Source organism: Marinobacterium zhoushanense (genome assembly GCF_014641945.1).
In the GTDB taxonomy this organism is placed as follows: Bacteria; Pseudomonadota; Gammaproteobacteria; order Pseudomonadales; family Balneatricaceae; genus Marinobacterium_D; species Marinobacterium_D zhoushanense.
Genome location: NZ_BMIJ01000004.1, coordinates 374174 through 392874, shown reverse-complemented (window position 1 = coordinate 392874; position 18701 = coordinate 374174). Strand labels below are relative to the sequence as shown.

Sequence of the window (18701 nt, the reverse complement as noted above, 5' to 3'; positions counted from 1 at the left end):
GGCTGATCGTAAGATAATGATATATTTGCTCTATAATGATCGTTTAAATCGATCATGTGGAGAGCGCTCATGACCAATGAACAGCTGCGGGCCTTTGTTGCCGTGGTGGAGCAGGGCAGTTTCAGAGGTGCGGCGGAGAGGGTGTTCAAGACCCAGTCGACGGTGAGTGCCGCGGTGCGGGCGCTGGAGGAGACGTTCGGCTTTCGGCTGTTCAACCGGGAGAGGTATCGCCCGACGCTGACAGACGAGGGCAGGGCGTTCTATCGTCAGGCCAGGCGGTTGCTGGGTGAGGTGCAGGAGTTGGAGAACCTGGGTCACAGGTTGGCCCTTGGCGAAGCGCCGGTCTTGAGCCTTACGCTCAGTGCCATGTGTGCCGATCCGCTCTGGCTCGATGCGGTCAGGCGTTTCTGCAACCGCTATCCGCAGATGCGCCTGAAGATCGATACCCAGCACCTGTCCGGCCTGCCTGAGCGGCTGCTCCGGGAGAAGACGGACCTGGCCATCGGCCCCCGTGTTGGTCTCGATGAGCGGTTCGAGCTGGTCGGTATCGGCGATATCGGCATGGTGACTGTTGCGGCGCCGGACTTTCTGCCGGGCTCTCTGCTTGATTGTGGCGAGCGGATCATTCCCCAGGCCGAGCTGCGCAACCGGCCGCATATCCTGATCAGCGATACTGGATCGCTGGCGCCGTTCGATCATATCAACGTGCTTCCCGCTGGGCAGCGTTGGTATGTTGGCGATTATCAGATGAAGAGGGCACTGCTGGTAGCGGGCCTGGGCTGGGCACGGATGCCGGAGCATATGGTCGAGGCGGAGCTGAACAACGGTCAACTGGTGGCGCTGGAGGTGGACAACTTCAACTCTCGCAGCCGGGTGCCGATCTATCTGATCCGGTTGCGCGATATACCGCTGAGTGAACTGGCACGGGCGTTCTGGCAGGAGATGACCTCGGCCTCTCTAGCAGAAGGATATTCATGATCGCGTTCTTGCACGCTGCCTATACTTTAGACACTGGGCGAGTACGCCCGAAAGCAACGCGAGCCGATTATGAAACGTCTCTTTTTTCTGGTACCGGGGATCGAAAGTGCCAGCAAGATCGTCAATGAGCTCAGGGATGCGAACATCGAAGAAAAACAGATCTACGTTGTGGGTAAGGACCACCACTTGCTGGAGGAGGCTCACCTGCATGAAGCAGGTCTGGCGCAATCGTCCGATCTGATTCCGGCACTTGAACGCGGTGCCATTCTCGGCGGGTCGGCCGGTCTGTTGGCGGGCGTACTTGCGGTCACCTTCCCGCCGGCGGGGCTGGCGCTTGGCGGCGGCGCACTGCTGGGCCTGGGGCTGTTCGGTGCGGGTTTTGGTGCCTGGGCCAGCGCGATGATCGGCGTGTCCGCGGGCACTCCGCAACTCGATGAGTTAGCGCAGGAGATCGAATCCGGTCAGCTGCTGATGATGATCGATGTCAGCCGCGAGCGCGAAGAGGAGATTCTCCAGCTGATCGAGGGACATCACCCCGAGGCCCGTATCGGTAACTATGAGCTGGAAAGGCGATCTGACAAGGGCTGATCATTACACCGCTGTTCCCCCTCCCTTCTGGTGTTAACTAATATTTGAAACCGATTAAACCTGTTACCCAGTACAAGGTTTAAGCCCGCAGTTAGATACTACGTCGCATATCCCCCTCGAATTCTAACAATATCCATCCATTACCCAACACCGGAGTGAGGCGTATGCACCTTCGTATACTCTTTTTCTTGCTTTTTTCAGCAGCGTTAGCGGGCTGCACGGCGGAAGCCGATTCCACCGCTGCCGCAGCACCACCACCCAGCGCCCAGCCCGTCGATGTGGCGCAGGTGCTCTATGCCCGGTATAGCCCGGAGTACACCTTTACCACCCGCCTGGAATCGCCGCAGCAGATCGAGCTGAGGCCACGTGTCTCCGGTGTGATCGAGTCGGTCGAATTCACCGAGGGCAGCGTGGTCGAGCAGGACGATATTCTGTTCCGTATCGACCCGCGCCCCTTCGATGCCGAGGTTCGCCGTCTTGAGGCTGAGTTGACTCGAGCACGGGCGGCACTGCAGCAGGCACAGTCCGAAGCCCAAAGGGCGCGCCGTCTGCAGGGGCGTAATGCCATGTCCGAGGAGCAGGCGGAGTCGCGGATTTTCCTGGCCAGCCAGCGTCAGGCGGAACTGGCGTCGGTAGGGGCGGCCCTGGAAGCGGCACGCCTGAATCTGGAGTTTACCGATGTCCGCGCGCCAATCACCGGTACCGCCTCGAATGCGTTCATCACTGCCGGTAACAATGTACAGGCGGGGCAGAGCGTGCTGACCAGGCTGGTCGCTACCGACCGGCTCTATGCCTACTTCGATGTGGACGAACGTACCTGGAACAGCGCCTTCAACGGGGTGGATGCATCAGGGCACACCCAGGCTCGGCTGCAGCTGGCCGGGAATGACGATCAGAGCTACTCGGGACGGATCGATTTCATCGACAATCGGATCAGCGCCCAGACCGGTACTTTGCGCGTGCGCGCGGCCTTCGATGCCGATGGTCGCATTCTGCGACCAGGCGCGTTTGCCCGTATCTCCCTGACCGCAAGTGAGGCACGGCCTCGCGTCATGGTGCCGGACCGAGCCGTGGGTACCGATCTGAAAAACCGCTTCGTCCTCGTCGTCAACGCCGACAGCGTGCTCGAGTATCGTCGGGTCGAGCTGGGGGATCGGGCCGGAGCGTTGCGGGTGATTGAGTCCGGCCTGAACCCGGGGGACCGTATCGCCGTAAACGGACCGGCCCGGGTTGGGCCGGGGATGCCGGTGACACCGCGGGATGTGGTTATTGAACAACAGGGCCTGACCCTTCTTGAGGCAGTGCAGGCGGCGGAGCCGTCGGCATAAGCAGGTATCGACACAGATGAAACTCAGTCATTTCTTTATCCAGCGTCCGATCTTTGCCGCGATGCTGTCACTGCTGATCCTGGTGGGGGGCGCCATATCCCTGTTCCAGCTGCCGGTCAGCGAGTACCCCGAGGTGGTGCCGCCGACAGTCGTGGTGACCGCCAATTATCCCGGGGCCAACCCCGACGTCATCGCGCAGACCGTCGCGGCGCCGCTCGAACAGGAGATGAACGGCATCGAGAACATGCTGTACATGTTCTCCCAGGCCACCACGGATGGGCGCATGACGCTGACCCTGACCTTTGCCCTGGGTACCGATCTGGATCGGGCCCAGGTGCAAGTGCAGAACCGGGTTGCCAGTGCCTTGCCGCGTCTGCCGGAGGATGTGCAGCGCCTAGGCGTGGTGGCGGAGAAATCCTCGCCCAACTTGACCATGGTGGTGCATCTGTACTCGCCGAAAGGCGATCGTGAGATCAGCTACCTGTCTAACTACGCCGATATCTATATCAAGGACCAGCTGGCGCGCCTGCCCGGCGTGGGCGACGTGCGCCTGTTTGGCGGCGGTAAGTACTCCATGCGCCTATGGCTGCAACCCGATGCGCTGGCCTCGCGCCATCTGACCCCCGGCGATGTGGTGAGTGCAGTACGCTCGCAAAACCGGCAGGTTGCGGCCGGCAGCCTGGGCGCTCAGCCGGTCGGCAGCGACAGCCAGTTCCAGATTCTGCTCAACGTGAAAGGCCGCCTGCAAAGTCCGGACGAGTTCGGCAATATCGTGGTGCAGGTGGATTCCAATGGCGCCATCACGCGCCTGCGTGATGTGGCACGAATCGATCTGGGCGAGGACAGCTACTCGTTGCGCGCCTTGTTGAACGGAAGCACTGCGGTGGCGATCCCGATCTTCCAGCGTCCCGGTGCCAATGCCATCGAACTGTCCAACCAGGTGCGTGCCACCATGGAAGAGCTGTCGCAGCGCTTCCCGGAAGGTGTATCCTACGAGATCGCGTACGATCCCACCGTGTTTGTGCGCGGCTCCATTGAAGCGGTAATCGATACCCTGCTTGAGGCGATCGCCCTGGTCGTCATCGTGGTGATTCTGTTTCTGCAGACCTGGCGCGCATCGATCATCCCGCTGATCGCTGTGCCCGTGTCACTGATCGGTACCTTTGCCGTGATGCAGTGGCTAGGCGTATCGATCAATACCCTGTCGCTGTTCGGACTGGTACTGGCGATCGGTATTGTCGTGGATGATGCCATCGTTGTGGTGGAGAACGTAGAACGCAACATCGGTAACGGCCTGTCACCGATGGCGGCGACAAAGCAGGCGATGACCGAGGTTACCGGTCCGATTATCGCCATTGCGCTGGTGCTCTGTGCAGTATTCATCCCGACCGCCTTTATTCAGGGCCTGAGCGGTCAGTTCTATAAGCAATTTGCGCTGACCATCACCATCTCGACACTGATCTCGGCGTTCAACTCGTTGACGCTCTCGCCGGCACTATCGGCCCTGCTGCTGCGGGGGCACGACGCCAAGCCGGACCTGCCGACACGGCTGATGAATGCGCTGTTCGGTCGGTGGCTGTTCAAACCCTTCAACCGCCTGTTCGATCGCAGCGGGGTGCTGTATGAGAAGGTGGTAAAACGCCTGATTCGCCTCGGCTTCGTGGTTGGTATCGTCTACCTGGGGCTGTTGGGCAGCACCGTAAAGCTGTTCGATGCGGTCCCCGGTGGCTTTATTCCGCTGCAGGATAAGCAGTATCTGGTGGCTATCGCGCAGTTGCCGGATGCATCGAGCCTGGATCGTACCGAGGCGGTGGTACGCGAGATGGAGCAGATCGCACTCGACACACCGGGGGTGAACCAGACCGTGTCTTTCCCAGGTCTGTCCGTGAACGGTTTCACTAACAGCTCCAACAGCGGCATCGTGTTTGTGACGTTGGACAGCTTTGATCAGCGTAAGGATCCGGCGCTGTCCGCCAATGCGATAGCCGGCCAGTTGAATGGCCGTTTTGCCGGTATCGATGAGGCATTTGTCGCCGTCTTTCCGCCGCCACCGATCCTTGGGCTGGGCACCACCGGCGGTTTCAAATTGCAGATCGAAGATCGTGGCAGCCTTGGATTCAATGCGCTGTTCGACAATCTGCAGAAGGTAATCGGGGCTGCACAGCAGGATCCTGCTCTGGTCGGACTCTACTCCAGCTTCCGCATCCAGGTGCCGCAGATGGATATCGATATCGACCGGGAGCAGGCGATGATCCAGGGGATCCCGCTGGATCAGGTGTTCGAGACGCTGCAGATCTATCTGGGCTCGCTCTATGTCAACGACTTTAACCTGTTCGGCAAGACCTACCAGGTCAACGCCCAGGCCGACGCCAACTACCGTGTCGACCCGGAGCAGATCCTGCGACTCAAAGTACGTAATGCCGCTGGTGATATGGTGCCGCTGGGCTCAGTGCTGACGGTGGAGCCAACCATCGGACCGGACCGCGTCATGCACTATAACGCCTATCCCAGTGCCGAGCTGAACGGTACCCCTGCACCCGGGTACAGCTCCGATCAGGCGCGGGAAGCGATTGAGCGAATACTCAATGAACAGCTGGATGACGGCATGGCGTTCGAGTGGACCGAGGTGACCTACCAGCAGATCCTGGCCGGCAACACCATGGTCTACATCTTCCCGCTGGTGGTGCTATTGGTGTTCATGGTGCTGGCTGCCCAGTACGAAAGTCTGACGCTGCCACTGGCGATCATCCTGATCGTGCCGATGACCATCCTGTCGGCGCTGGCCGGGGTCTGGCTGACATCGGGTGATAACAACATCTTCACCCGCATCGCCCTTATCGTATTGGTCGCCCTGGCGAGTAAAAACGCTATTTTGATGGTCGAGTTCGCCCGCGATCGGCGGCATAGCGGCACCTCGAGGCTAGACGCCATTCTCCAGGCCTGTCGCCTGAGATTACGTCCGATACTGATGACCTCCATCGCTTTTACCGCCGGTGTCGTACCGCTGGTGCTGGCGACCGGCGCCGGCGCCGAGATGCGCCACGCCATGGGGATCGCGGTGTTCTCAGGCATGATCGGCGTCACGCTGTTTGGTCTACTATTCACGCCGGTGTTCTATATGGCGATGACCGCGCTGGAACGTAAACCGCATTCCTCAATGGAAGCGGAGTTGATTGAGGAGGAGGGCATTCGTGTCTGAACGTAACGGAAAGCGCGGTGCGTTAAAAAGCGCCGGTGTGGCAATGCTGCTGGTGGTGCTGGCGGGATGTTCCGTGACGGCACCTCATGGTGCCCTTCCGCAACCGGATAGCGATACGCTGAATCGACTGAGTTCGGTCGCTATTCAACCCGGCGCTCAGGGCGCTCATGCCGAGCTGCGCTGGTGGGAAGCGCTGAACGATGCCCAGCTCGACCGTCTGGTCGAGCGTGCCCTGCAAAGCAACCAGGATTTGGCGGCGGCCGCATTGCGGCTGGATGCCCAGATGGCGCGGCTGGATGTGGCGCGTGACCAGCGTCGTCCTCAAGGCGGTCTCAGCGGCAACCTGAACCTGTCGCGAGAGCAGACTGCCGGCTCGGGTCTAGAGGTTAGGCGACAGGAGAGTGTCTCGCTGGGCCTCTCTGCCGATTGGCAGCTCGATCTGTTCGGCCGTATCCGAGCCGCCATCGCTCGGGCGGAGGCGCAGTTGAACTACCAGCAGTACAGTCACGAGGCAGTGCTGGCCGAAGTGGTGAACGGCGTGGTTAAAACCTATACCCAGCTTTCCGGTACCCAACGCCAACTGGGTGTACTCGAGCAACAGTTGAGTTCGCTGCAGGAGTCTGTCGCCACGTTGAGGCTCAGGTATGAAGAGGGCGTGGCGACGCCGCTGGAGCTGTACCGCGCTCAGGCGCTGCAACATGAGTATCTGGCCAGACGGCCGCTGCTGGAGGAGGCCGCGGCGGGTTACCGGGAAACACTGGCCACCCTGGTAGGGCTGACCTCGGATCAGCTGCAGCTGCAGTTGCTGAGTGTGGCACTGCCAACGGCTGATTCTCTGTCACCTGTTTTCAATGATCCCTCCCATGCATTGATGCGCTCACCCGAGCTACTCCAGGCCCAGGCGCGCGTTGAACAGGCGATGGCGCTGTCGGACGGGGCCAAGGCCGCGCTCTATCCCGATATCAGTGTGTCGGGCGTCATCGGCTGGCTGAGCGCATCCAGTCTCGATCTTGGCGATGCCCGCGAACAGCTGGGCGTTGCACCGCGTCTGCAGTGGTCGCTGCTGAACCTGTCAGCTCTTAAAGCCGGGCTGAACGCCGCGCAGTTCGAGGAGCAGGCGGTACTGGCCGAGTATGAGCAGACACTTCTGACGGTACTGAACCAGGCCGACCGCTCAATTCAGACCTGGGCTGCCAGGACTCAACGGCTGGAGCAGACAGGTCGCCGCCATCAGTTTGCCCGGCAGGCGTTCGAACAGGCGCAGGCCCGATACGAGGAGGGTGTGTTGCCCTATATCGAATTCCTCGATGCACAACGGGATCTGCTTGAATCTGAGGATGCGCTGGTCGGTGTACAAACCGAATGGCTTAATGCCTATGCCGAGGTGTATGGAGCGTTTCCCGGCAACTGGGTCGATGCCCTGAAGCAGTCTTGAGGTAGCAGCTGTGCCCCTTGAGTGGCCCGCCATCTGGCGGGCTTCTTTATAGACTGCGGGTCCACTCATCCAGGTTGAGGGTTCGGTCATCATGAGCGTGCTCCATCAGGTGATCGATGAAGAGCCGTGTTTTTGCGGGCAGATAATAGCGTGACGAGTAATAGATCAATACCTGTATGGGGTCCGGCTCGTACGCTTGCAGCATGCGCTTGATATTGCCGGTATCTCTCAGCGTCTGAGCGTGGCCGGCACCGATCATCGCGATCCCCAGGTCCATCTCGACCGCTCGCATGCCCGCCGAAAGGTCATTCACAATCAGGTTGCCTTGCGGCTCGACCTGTATATGCTCACCGCCGATCTTGAAGTTCCAGGGCTTGATTCGCCCGGTGGTAGAGGAGCGAAAAGCGATACAGTTGTACTGTGACAGCTCTTCCGGTGTATTAGGAGCGCCGTGGCGCTCAATATAGCTCTTGCTGGCCACCAGCATGGGCTGAATCCGGTAAAATTCGCGTGCGATTACCGTGCTGTCCGGGCTCAGCATGACCCCAATGCCAACGTCCGCGCCCTCCTTGACGAGGTCTCCGAGTCGGTCTTCAAAGCTCAGATCCAGTTGGATATCGGGATACTTCTCAATGAACGATGGGAGCAGCGGTAGCACGACTGAACGACCGAAGGTCTCCGGCAGGTTCACCCTCAGGCGGCCACGAGGTGATTTCTGCTTATCGGTACTTAGGCGGATCTGGTCCTCGAGTTGCTCGACGAGAGGGCCGGTGCGTTTGTGCAGGTCGTGGCCATCTTCCGTCAGCGTCAACGAATGTGTGGTGCGATGAAACAGGCGCACCTCAAGGTTTTTCTCGAGTTGAGCGACCGACTTGCTGACCGCAGCCGATGAGACGCCGAGCTGTCGCGCAGCCGCGGAAAAGTTGCCGTTCTTGACGACTGCGAGAAAGGTTTGCAGCTGATTTGGAATCATGGATCGATTGCAGCCCCGATATAGTCAGTATTGCCGATCGACGGAAAGCGCGTCGCTCTTCATATTAACCGAATAGATATGTTACCGCAGACCACCAGTTGCTTGACGGAATTTTTCCAGCGACGGCTTCGTAAGCGAACGGGATTGAATAAAAAAAAGGCCGCCTTTCGGCAGCCTTTTTCAGTTCACTGGCGATTAACCCAGGTTCTTCAGAGCGGTATCGGTGTACCAATCCAGGAAGTTGATAACCCCGAACTCATAGGTCTTGGAGTAGGGGCCCGGCTCGTAAGCGACGGAGTTGATGCCGAGCTGGTTTTCTTCGCCCAGTACGCGGTCCTGATCGTTGGTGGCGTCCCACACCTGGCGCAGCCGCTCAGGGTTGTAGTCCACGCCTTCAACGGCATCCTTGTGTACAAACCACTTGGTGGTCACCAGGGACTCCTGAGCGGAGATCGGCAGTACGCGGAACACGATGAAGTGATCGCTCTGCATGTGGTTCCAGGAGTTCGGCAGGTGCAGGATACGCATGGAACCGAGGTGGCGGTTCTTGATACGACCCAGCAGCTTGTTGCAGCCCTGCTCGCCGTCGATGGTCATCACCTGGGTGCCTTCCTTCAGCGGCATACGCACAATGCGGTTACGCACGCCGAAGCTCTTGTGCTTGTGCGGAATCCCTTCAGCATCCCACTCGGCAGCCTGACGGGCGTAGTAGTCGAGGAAGGACTGCGGTGCACGCGGGTCGTTGGTATCGTCCCACTCCAGCAGGGTGTTGAGCAGCTCCGGGTGGTTGCCTTCGCAGTGGTAGCACTCGCGGTTGTTCTCGATTACCAGTTTCCAGTTGGCTTTCTCGTACATGTTGGATTCGACGGCGAGCTTGGTGTTCTCAACGTCATACGGCTCCATGTACTCGTCCAGGGTCGCCAGGAACTCGTCGAAGTCGCCTTCCGGCACCTCTTTGGCCAGGCAGACATAGATGAAACCGCCGCCGACCTTGCAGTGTGCCTTTTTCAGGCCGTGTTGCTGCTTGTCGAAGCCGTCGCCCATCTCGGTACCGGCGAACAGCAGGTTACCCTTGGTGTCGTAGGTCCACTGATGGTACGGGCAAACCAGGTTGGCGACTTTGCCGCGGTGCTCTGAGCAGATACGCGAACCGCGGTGGCGGCAGCTGTTGTGGAAGGCGTTGATGCTGCCGTCGGCACCACGTACCACCAGGACCGGGTTCTGGCCGACCTCGACGGTGAAGTAGTCACCCTTGGAGGGGATTTCGCTGGACATGCCGACGAACAGCCACTCTTTCTGGAAGATCTCTTCCATATCGAGACGGAACATGTGCGGGTCGTTATAGAGAGGCTGCGGCAGTGAGTAATCGCGGTTGCGCTCCTTCAGCAATCCGGTCATCTCCTCGCGAGCCTGTTCTAGGCTGGAGTAGTTGAGGTTAAGCAGATCGTTCTGTGTCATCTGTGTATCTCGAAAAAGATGTGGGGTTTACGCCCGCTATGGGCGCTGCTTTCCTTAACGACCCGATACCCTTGACCCTTTGGCTGTTTGGGGTCGGGGTGGTGTCTGGAGCTAATCCTGCCTTCGAGTAGGGTTATCGGTTTTTCTATTCACGACATCGACCAATTCTGTTTAAGACTAGGTATGCCAAATATAGTCAATTTTGGTTATTTTAAGACAATTCGGAGTCGCGAATAGGTAAGTGGTTGCAGAGGGTTGAACTGACAATTCGCCCTAACGAGATCCCACCCGAGGATCACAAACCCAACATACGTTTTTTGGAAGTGCCAGCCATGAACAATCAGAGCGTTTCTACAGTCGGTAGCGAGACATCAGTACCGGTGACCACCCAGGTCTGGCGTAATGGTCGCCATATGGTGCGTTGCGTCAAGGCGATTCAGGAGACCTGGGACGTTAAGACCTTCTGCTTCATGGCCGAGCAGCCGATCATGTTCTTCTTCAAACCCGGTCAGTTCGTGACTCTGGAGTTGGAGATCGAAGGCGAGCAGATCTTCCGCTCCTATACCATATCCAGTTCACCCTCGGTGCCCTACAGCTTCTCTATTACCGTCAAGCGCGCACCGGGCGGTGTTGTGTCCAACTGGCTGCACGACAATATGGTCGAGGGGGCTGAGCTGGCGGTGCATGGACCGGTTGGGCAGTTCAACATCACCGATCATCCCTCCGACAAAGTGCTGATGCTGTCCGGCGGCGTGGGGATCACACCGGTGATGTCCATGGTTCGCTGGCTGTTCGACACCAATGCTGCTGTGGATGTGGAGTTTGTCCACAGTGCTCGTTCGCCAAAAGACATTATCTACCACCGCGAGTTGGAGCATATCTTCTCTCGGATACCTGAGTTCAAGATGCATATCGTCTGCGAGCACAGTGATGATCTGGGTGAGGTCTGGGCAGGTTTCCGGGGATATCTGAACCGTACCATGCTTGATCTTATGGCGCCGGACTTCATGGAGCGTGAGATCTTCTGCTGTGGCCCGACGCCGTACATGAATGCGGTCAAGCACATCCTTAAGGATGCGGGCTTCGATATGAGTCGTTACCACGAGGAGTCGTTCGGCGCTACTCCGGTGGCGGACGAAGAGCAGGCGATGCAGGATGCGGAGACTGCGGCGGAAGAGGCGGAAGCGCTGGAAGTTGCCGATATGATGAACGTCGAGTTCGCGCTTACCGGCAAAAGTGTGCGTATCGCTCCGGGCGAGACTGTTCACGCCGCAGCCGCCAAACTGGGGCTGCACATTCCCAAGGCTTGTGGTATGGGTATCTGCGGTACCTGCAAGGTGAAGCGCCTTGAGGGTGAGGTGGAGACATCGCATAACGGCGGTATCACCGAAGAGGATGAAGCGGAAGGTTACTTTCTCTCCTGCTGCAGCGTGCCCAAGGGCAATGTGGTGGTAGAGTTCTGATTCCAGCTGCAGATTGCAGAGATAAAAAAGCCGATCCGTGAGGATCGGCTTTTTTGTTTCAGCACTTACGTTACTTTCCGGCGCGTGCCCGGTTCAGCCAGGCGTCAAACTGGTCACGGTGTGCCGAGACCCACTCCTGGGCATGGCGCTTGATATCGTCGATCGAATCCTCGCCATTTTTCATCTTCAGGTTCTGGCTGCTTTCGTCGCCGGCCGAGATCTGAAGCTGGGACAGGAAGATCATCGCTGGTGAGTGCGTTTTGGCGAAGTTCAGGTTTACCACGGACATCACTTCATCGACCGCAAAGCCGAGGTTTTTGCCCTTGTAGCTGGTCAGCACATCATTGTTGCCATCCGGCAGACTGGTGAATGGAACCTCAAGCCACAGGACATCTTTGCCTTCAACCAGCACGCCGGCGATCCATTGCGGTACCCAGGTGTAGTAGAGCACCGGTTGGCCTTCGTGATAGCGCGCAATGGTGTCGGCCATCAGTTCGAAGTAGGGGCCACGGTGGTGGGTGACGCTATCCTCGAGACCGTACGCCTTGAGGTGGTGATTGATCACCTGCTCGCATCCCCAGCCGGGGTTGCATCCGGTCAGGTCCGCCTTGCCATCGCCATCATTGTCGAACAGCTTAGCGATCTCGGGTTGCTTGAGGTCTTGCAGAGAGCTGATGCCATATTGCTCGGCGGTTTTCTTGTCGATCAGGTAGCCCTGCAGTACCCCGGGAATAACGCTGCCGGCCTTGAGTAGCGTACCCTCGCCACCCGCTTGCTGGTAGAAGTTATCGTGCAGTCTGTCCCAGAGATGTACGTTGAAGTCGGCTGCACCGGAGGAGAGCGATGCCATCATGTTGGCATAGTCGGTCTCTTTGGGGTCAGTTACGTCGTAACCCAGTTCTGTCAGGCCAGCGATCGCCACTTCGCCGCGGAAGCGCTCTTCGGCAACATTCGAGAAGATTGGGGTGACCCTGTTGCCGTTGCCGTTGCCGGGCAGGGTCTCGGCCTGAACACTGGCAGCCAGAGTTGCTGTCGTGATCGTGGCGATAGTCGTCAGCGTGTACACCTGTTTGCATAGCGGGGTTAGTCGGGTGCGCATATAGGCAAACTCCTTGTTGTGATTATTATGTGGCCGGATCGTACAGGATCGTTTGTAATCCGCCCGGCAAGCAGTGGAAGTTGCTGGCTGCTGCTCAGGGATTTTCATACTCCGGCGCTGCGTCGCTTTCGAACAGCTGGCGCAACACCAAGGTATATAGGTAAAGCGCTTTGGGGGATTTGCTGTCAGCGACCTTGCCTGTGCTTAAGGCGCTGTCTCTAGGAGGAAGTAGTGTGTTTATAGTACTGGGAGGGGCTGACGTAGGCGGAAGCTATTGCCGGTTTACACTGCCAGCAAAAAAGGCCGATCCATTACTGGATCGGCCTTTTTTGCTTCTTCTGCTCGGAAATGAGCTGGCTCAGGCGACTTCGGCGTGTGCCGGTTCCTGGGTGAAGTGTTTGCCCAGCAGGGCGTGGTAGAAGTCCCGGTCCGACAGAATGCCGACCAGCTGTCCACCTTCGCGCAGCAGCACCGGCAGGCCGCTGCGATAGCGCAGCTCGATGGCGCTGCGCATCGAGACCTCGGGGCTGGTGATCACCACCATGTTGTCGCCCACCGCGTCCAAAGGCTGTCCCTCCTGCCACTCCAGCAGATCGAGTCGCTGTCCACCGCGGTGCGCCGACACCGGTTTGCCGTTGTCCAGCTCGATACGGCTCTGGTCATGGGCGTTAAGCAACAGGCTTGCCCCCTCCAGTTGCAGCGCGCCGATGCCGGTCATCAGTGAGCGTCCGCGCAGTACGTTGAGCGGGTTGGTATGGGCGACAAAATCCTGCACGTACGCGGTGCTGGGGTTGAGCACGATATCCTCCGGCTTGCCGTGCTGGATGATGCGCGCCGACTCCATGATCGCGATATGGGTGCCGATCTTCAGCGCTTCGTCCAGGTCGTGGCTGACGAACAGGATCGTCTTGTTGAGCTTGCGCTGCAGCGCGATCAGCTCATCCTGGAGCTGGGAACGGATCAACGGGTCCAGCGCCGAGAACGGCTCGTCCATCAGCAGGATGTCGCTGTCCATGGCGAAGGCGCGGGCCAGGCCCACGCGCTGCTGCATGCCGCCGGAGAGCTCATGGGGCTGCTTGTCGTGCCAGTCGGCGAGGCCCACCATCTCCAGCTTCTCTATGGCGCGCTGGCGCCGCTCGCGCTTACCCACGTTTTGCATCTCAAGCCCGAAGGCCACGTTATCGAGCACGCTGAGCCAGGGCATCAGTGCGAACTTCTGGAACACCATGGAGATACGCTGACTGCGCAGGTGGCGCAGCGTTGCTGCATCGCAGTGAGCCAGGTCAACCATGCGCTCGCCATCCTGCACCTCGAGGCTGCCGCGCGAGATCCGGTTTAGGCCGTTGACGGCGCGTAGCAGGCTAGATTTTCCGGAACCGGAGAGGCCCATCAGAACGCATATCTCGCCCTGTTTTACGCTCAGCGAGGCGCCCTGAACGCCGACCACGTCTCCGGTCTGGTCCAGAATCTCCTGCCGCGACAGCCCCCTGTCCATCAGAGCCAGTGTTTGTTTCTGGTTCCGGCCGAATACCACGTCCAGGTTTTTGATGTCGACTGCTGCCATGTCAGACCTCCTCCGAGCTGCCCGGTTTCTTGCATATGCGGTCCAAAATGATCGCCACCAGGACGATTGCCAGGCCCGCTTCGAAGCCCTGAGAGATGTTGACGGTGTTCAGAGCGCGTATTACCGGTTTGCCGAGGCCGTCGGCACCGACCAGTGCGGCGATTACCACCATCGACAGCGACAGCATGATGCACTGGGTGACGCCGGCCATGATGCTGGGCATCGCAGCTGGAAGCTCCACCTTGAACAGCAGTTTGCCAGGGCTGGCGCCGAACGCTTTGCCAGCCTCGATCAGCTCCTCCGGTACCCGGCTGATACCCAGATAGGTCAGGCGGATCGGCGCAGCGATGGCAAAGATGATGGTGGAGATCAGCCCCGGTACCACACCGAGGCCGAACAGCACTAGCGTCGGGATCAGGTAGACGAAGGTGGGGATGGTCTGCATCAGGTCCAGGATCGGCCGCAGCAAGGTATAGACCCAGCGCCGATGGGCGGCGAGGATCCCCAGCGGTATGCCGAACAGGATCGATAGCGCCGTGGCGGTGAGTACCAGTACCAGCGTTTCGATCATCTCGGTCCAGTAACCCAGGTTCAGGATCAGCAGCAGGGCAACCGCGCTGAACACCGCCAACGGGACTTTCCGGTGCAGCCCCCAGGCCAGTGCCGCAACGAAGGCGATAATGAACCAGGCAGGGAACCAGAGAAACAGATCGACCAGTGACAGAATCACCCACTCCAGTGAAAAGGAGATCGCGTCGAAGAACCCGGCCGCATTCAGCGTCAACCAATCGACAAACGACTCCATCCATCTGCCCAGCGGTATCTTATGGTCGGTTAACCAATCCATAATATAACTACCTTTTTGGGATTAGAGATTCAGGTGGCTTTTCACCGCCGTCAGGCCGCTCTTGCCGTCGATGGTAGTGACCCCTTCAAGCCAGGCGTCGAGTACCGCGGGGTTGGCTTGCAGCCACTCTTTGGCGGCGGCGTCCGGCTGTTTGCCATCGTCCAGAATGGCCCCCATCACCTGATTCTCCATTGCCAGGCTGAATTTCAGGTTGTTGAGCAGCGTGCCCACGTTCGGGCAGGCATCGGTGTAGCCCTTGCGCACGTTGGTGTATACGGTGGCGCCACCGTAGTTGGGGCCGAAGTAGTCGTCACCGCCCTCCAGATAGGCAAGTTCGAAGTTGGCATTCATCGGATGTGGTTCCCAGCCGAGGAACACTATCCACTGGTCGCGGCGCACGGCGCGCTTTACCTGTGACATCATACCCGCTTCGCTGGACTCGACGATTTCGAACGCCTTCAGGCCGAAGGCATCGGTGTCGATCATATCCTGGATCAGACGGTTGCCATCGTTACCCGGCTCGATGCCGTAGATCTTTCCGGCAAACTCGTCGGCATGCTTGGCAATATCGGCAAAGGAGTGGACGCCGGCGTCGTAGACATACTTGGGCACCGCCAGAGTGTATTTGGCGCCCTCAAGGTTTGCCCCCAGTGTTTCCACGGTGCCGTTGTCGCGGTATTTGGCAATATCGCCCTCCATGGTCGGCATCCAGTTGCCGAGGAATATGTCGATATCGCCATTGGCCAGGGAACTATAGGTGACCGGTACGGAGAGCAGTTGGGTCTTGGTTTTGTAGCCCAGTCCCTGAAGGACTTCGCTGGTGATCGCGGTAGTGGCCGTGATGTCGGTCCAGCCGACATCGGAGAAGCGTACGGTGGAGCACTCGTCTGCCTGGCTCAGCGCAGAGAAGCTCAGGCTGGCACCCAGCAGGGTGCTTAGGGTGATTCGGCTCAGGTTCTTGGTGTTCATCTATCCATTCTCCTTGGGTTACTGGTAGGGCTTCTGCTCGTAGCGAAGCCCGTTTTCATGGGGCCAGTCACCGCCTGGTCAGCCGGGCTAGCGCGGCTCGGCTGAGCGGGCGGAAGACGCTGTCACTGCCTGGGTTTGTAAGGCGTGCCAGCTTCAGGCGCTTTCATGTAAAGCTTGTACGCGGTGCCGCGGGCGCATGGATGCGTTTTTTTCATGCGGGGAGCGGCGCTACTCATTGTCGTAAATTCTTTTCGGTTGCTCTGGACGTTGGCGGGTCTGCCACTGCGGATCGATCCAGATCTCGGCACTTTCACTGACCTCCGGTGTGCGGCCGAGGATCAGATCGGCTGCCCGCTCCGCGACCATGATCGTCGGTGCGTTCAGGTTGCCATTGGTGATAGTGGGGAAGATCGACGAATCCACCACGCGTAGGCCCTCAAGTCCGCGCACCCTGCACTCAGGATCGACCACCGCCATCGGGTCGTCAGCCGCGCCCATCTTGCAGGAGCAGGAGGGGTGGTAGGCGCTCTCCACGTTCTGGCGTACCCAGGCGTCGATCTCCTCGTCCGTTTGTATGCTGGCGCCGGGCTGGATCTCCTCGCCACGGTAGCCATCCAGCGCCGGTTGATTGAGAATCTCGCGGGTCAGGCGGATGCAGTCGCGCCAGTCCTGCACATCCTGCTCGGTGCTCAGGTAGTTGAAACGGATCTCCGGTGGTGTATTGGGGTTGGCGCTGGTGATGTGCACCGTACCGCGGCTCTCCGGTTTGTTCGGGCCCACATGGACCTGGAAACCGTGACCGTCGAACGCCTTCTTGCCGTCGTAACGCATCGCCGCAGGCAGGAAGTGGTACTGGATATTGGGCCACTTCAGCCCGGCCCGGGAGCGGATGAAGCCGCAGGACTCGAAGTGATTGGTGGCGCCCAGGCCATCCCGGCGCAGGATCCAGCGGGTGCCGATCAGCCCCTTGCTGATCAGGTCCAGTTTGCCGTTCAGCGTGATCGGCTGTTGGCAGCGGTACTGGAAATAAACCTCCAGGTGATCCTGCAGGTTCTCGCCCACGCCGGGCAGCTCATGCTTGATCTCGACACCCGCCTGGTTCAGAACCTCGGCCGGTCCGATGCCGGAGAGCTGCAGCAACTGCGGCGAGCCGATGGAGCCGGCACTGAGGATCACCTCCTTGTTGGCGGTTACCGTCAAACGATGACCTTTGTGGTCGAACTCGACGGCGGTAGCGCGGCCGTCATCCAGCAGCACACGACGGGTCATCACGCCTTTTATCAGGCTCAGGTTGTCGCGTTTAAGTGCTCGGCGCAGGTAAGCATGGCTGGTGGAGGCGCGTACCCCGTCATCGACGGTCATATGCATCGGGCCGAAACCCTCCTGCTGGAAACCGTTGTAATCCCAGGTTTTCGGATAACCGGCCTGCTCACCGGCATCGATGAACGCCTGGTACAGCGGGTTCAGCGACATCTCGTTGCCGTTGCAGGTGGCCAGAGGGCCATCGCCGCCACGATAGGCGTCGGCACCGCCGGACCAGGTCTCGGCGCGCCTGAAGTAGGGCAGGCAGTTTTTGTAACTCCAGCCGTCGGCGCCCTGTTCGGCCCATTCGTTGAAGTCGCAGCCGTGGCCGCGCACGTAGACCATGCCATTGATTGAGGAGCTGCCGCCAAGCACCTTGCCGCGCGGACAATGCAGGCGGCGGTTATCCAGGCCGGGCTCCGGCTCGGATTCGAACTGCCAGGCATAGCGCGGCATGCTCATCGGGTAGGAGAGGGCTGTCGGCATCTGGATCAAAATGTTGCGATCGGAGCCGCCCGCTTCCAGCAATAGCACGCTGTTGTGTCCATCGGCACTCAGGCGATCCGCCAACACACAACCGGCGGAACCGGCGCCAACGATGATGTAGTCAAAACTCTGTTGCATTGCTCTGATCGGCTTTAAGGGTTAATCGTAGGGCGACTCGATGTCGCCGAGTTCCACATACACCGCCTTGGTCTGGGTGTAGTGGGCTAGGGTCTCGGCGCCGTTCTCACGGCCGATACCGGACAGCTTGTAGCCGCCTACCGGCATCTCGGCGGGGGAGGCGCCCCAGGTGTTGATCCAGCAGATCCCCGCCTGCAGCTGGGCGATCACCCGGTGTGCCCGGCTCAGGTCGCGGGTAAACAGGCCCGCGGCCAGACCGTAGTCGGTATCATTGGCGCGCTTGAGTACCTCCTCCTCGGAGCTGAACTTCAGCACCGACATCACCGGACCGAAGATCTCCTCGCGCACCTGCGGCATGTCGTCGGTGCAGTCGGCGAACACAGTGGGGGCGACGAAGTTGCCCTTGCCCAGGTCGCCCTCGGTCACGCGCTGGCCACCGCAGAGCAGGCGGGCGCCGGCGGCCTTGGCCGCGTCGATATAGCCGAGCACCTTGTCCAGGTGGGCTTCGGAGATCAGCGCGCCGACCTGGGTCTGCATATCCATCGGGTCGCCGATCTTCAGTTTCGCGGTGCGTTCGGCCAGCTGCTCAAGGAAGGCGTCGTAGAGCGACTCATGCACGAACACCCGGGTGCCGTTGGTGCACACCTCGCCCTGGGTATAGAAGTTGGCCAGCATGGCGCCGGACACGGCGTTGGTCAGGTCGGCATCGTCGAACACGATCAGCGGTGATTTGCCGCCCAGCTCCATGGTCACCGACTTCAGGGTTTTCGCACTGGCTTCCATTACCTTCTTGCCGGTGCCGCATTCGCCGGTGAAGGAGACCTTGGCGATGCCGGGGTGGGCGGTGAGCATCTGGCCGACCCGGGCATCGCCC

At 59.6% G+C, this 18701-nt stretch carries 14 protein-coding genes; 6 read left to right on the top strand and 8 right to left on the bottom strand.

The features are described from left to right. Positions 1-69: 69 nt before the first annotated feature. The 5 genes from IEX40_RS11535 (at position 70) to IEX40_RS11515 (ending at position 7528) form a co-directional block, all read left to right on the top strand. On the top strand, positions 70-978 hold the full coding sequence (locus tag IEX40_RS11535) for a LysR family transcriptional regulator (RefSeq protein WP_188748344.1): 909 nt from the start codon (positions 70-72) through the stop codon (positions 976-978). A gap of 69 nt (positions 979-1047) precedes the next feature. Next, entirely contained in the window at positions 1048-1566 is a 519-nt protein-coding gene (locus IEX40_RS11530) for a DUF1269 domain-containing protein (protein ID WP_188748342.1), read from the top strand. Positions 1567-1730: 164 nt separating this feature from the next. After that, positions 1731-2894, top strand: coding sequence for an efflux RND transporter periplasmic adaptor subunit (locus IEX40_RS11525; protein ID WP_188748340.1), 1164 nt, complete (start codon positions 1731-1733; stop codon positions 2892-2894). A gap of 16 nt (positions 2895-2910) precedes the next feature. Further along, a complete protein-coding gene (locus IEX40_RS11520) occupies positions 2911-6093 on the top strand; it encodes an efflux RND transporter permease subunit (RefSeq protein ID WP_188748338.1) in 3183 nt (1060 codons plus the stop codon). Further along, positions 6086-7528 (top strand): efflux transporter outer membrane subunit, encoded by a 1443-nt coding sequence (locus IEX40_RS11515; protein ID WP_188748336.1) that lies wholly within the window; start codon positions 6086-6088, stop codon positions 7526-7528. Before IEX40_RS11520 ends, IEX40_RS11515 begins: the two co-directional genes overlap by 8 nt. A gap of 46 nt (positions 7529-7574) precedes the next feature. Here IEX40_RS11515 and IEX40_RS11510 read toward each other — a convergent pair whose 3' ends face one another. Together IEX40_RS11510 and gbca are read right to left on the bottom strand one after the other, a co-directional pair. Continuing rightward, positions 7575-8501: a LysR family transcriptional regulator gene (locus IEX40_RS11510; protein WP_188748334.1), complete on the bottom strand. Its 927-nt coding sequence runs from the start codon at positions 8499-8501 to the stop codon at positions 7575-7577. A 195-nt stretch (positions 8502-8696) separates the two neighbouring features. After that, positions 8697-9959 (bottom strand): glycine betaine monooxygenase oxygenase subunit, encoded by a 1263-nt coding sequence (gbca, locus tag IEX40_RS11505; protein WP_188748332.1) that lies wholly within the window; start codon positions 9957-9959, stop codon positions 8697-8699. Positions 9960-10291: 332 nt separating this feature from the next. Between gbca and gbcB the strand changes: the two genes are divergently transcribed. Continuing rightward, on the top strand, positions 10292-11422 hold the full coding sequence (gbcB, locus tag IEX40_RS11500; RefSeq protein WP_188748330.1) for a glycine betaine monooxygenase reductase subunit: 1131 nt from the start codon (positions 10292-10294) through the stop codon (positions 11420-11422). A 70-nt stretch (positions 11423-11492) separates the two neighbouring features. Here the strand turns inward: gbcB and proX are convergent, their stop codons facing one another. From proX to IEX40_RS11470, 6 genes are all read right to left on the bottom strand, one after another. After that, entirely contained in the window at positions 11493-12521 is a 1029-nt protein-coding gene (gene proX, locus IEX40_RS11495) for a glycine betaine/L-proline ABC transporter substrate-binding protein ProX (RefSeq protein ID WP_188748328.1), read from the bottom strand. 358 nt (positions 12522-12879) lie between these two features. Next, on the bottom strand, positions 12880-14085 hold the full coding sequence (gene choV, locus IEX40_RS11490) for a choline ABC transporter ATP-binding protein (protein ID WP_188748326.1): 1206 nt from the start codon (positions 14083-14085) through the stop codon (positions 12880-12882). Between the two features lies 1 nt (position 14086). Continuing rightward, entirely contained in the window at positions 14087-14932 is an 846-nt protein-coding gene (gene choW, locus IEX40_RS11485) for a choline ABC transporter permease subunit (protein ID WP_188748324.1), read from the bottom strand. A gap of 21 nt (positions 14933-14953) precedes the next feature. Then, positions 14954-15901: a choline ABC transporter substrate-binding protein gene (locus IEX40_RS11480; RefSeq protein WP_188748322.1), complete on the bottom strand. Its 948-nt coding sequence runs from the start codon at positions 15899-15901 to the stop codon at positions 14954-14956. 228 nt (positions 15902-16129) lie between these two features. Beyond that, positions 16130-17827, bottom strand: a complete 1698-nt coding sequence (gene betA / locus IEX40_RS11475) for a choline dehydrogenase (RefSeq protein WP_188748320.1) — start codon at positions 17825-17827, stop codon at positions 16130-16132. Positions 17828-17848: 21 nt separating this feature from the next. Further along, positions 17849-18701, bottom strand: an 853-nt coding sequence (locus IEX40_RS11470; protein ID WP_188748318.1) for an aldehyde dehydrogenase family protein, incomplete at its 5' end; no start/stop codon positions are given.

Excerpts from the sequence above, each read along its gene's own strand:
- proX (WP_188748328.1), bottom strand. The coding sequence starts at position 12,521 with ATGCGCACCCGACTAACCCCGCTATGCAAACAGGTGTACACGCTGACG.
- gbca (WP_188748332.1), bottom strand. The coding sequence starts at position 9,959 with ATGACACAGAACGATCTGCTTAACCTCAACTACTCCAGCCTAGAACAG.
- choW (WP_188748324.1), bottom strand. The coding sequence starts at position 14,932 with ATGGATTGGTTAACCGACCATAAGATACCGCTGGGCAGATGGATGGAG.
- IEX40_RS11510 (WP_188748334.1), bottom strand. The coding sequence starts at position 8,501 with ATGATTCCAAATCAGCTGCAAACCTTTCTCGCAGTCGTCAAGAACGGC.
- IEX40_RS11525 (WP_188748340.1), top strand. The coding sequence starts at position 1,731 with ATGCACCTTCGTATACTCTTTTTCTTGCTTTTTTCAGCAGCGTTAGCG.
- IEX40_RS11480 (WP_188748322.1), bottom strand. The coding sequence starts at position 15,901 with ATGAACACCAAGAACCTGAGCCGAATCACCCTAAGCACCCTGCTGGGT.
- IEX40_RS11535 (WP_188748344.1), top strand. The coding sequence starts at position 70 with ATGACCAATGAACAGCTGCGGGCCTTTGTTGCCGTGGTGGAGCAGGGC.
- IEX40_RS11520 (WP_188748338.1), top strand. The coding sequence starts at position 2,911 with ATGAAACTCAGTCATTTCTTTATCCAGCGTCCGATCTTTGCCGCGATG.
- betA (WP_188748320.1), bottom strand. The coding sequence starts at position 17,827 with ATGCAACAGAGTTTTGACTACATCATCGTTGGCGCCGGTTCCGCCGGT.
- IEX40_RS11530 (WP_188748342.1), top strand. The coding sequence starts at position 1,048 with ATGAAACGTCTCTTTTTTCTGGTACCGGGGATCGAAAGTGCCAGCAAG.
- gbcB (WP_188748330.1), top strand. The coding sequence starts at position 10,292 with ATGAACAATCAGAGCGTTTCTACAGTCGGTAGCGAGACATCAGTACCG.
- choV (WP_188748326.1), bottom strand. The coding sequence starts at position 14,085 with ATGGCAGCAGTCGACATCAAAAACCTGGACGTGGTATTCGGCCGGAAC.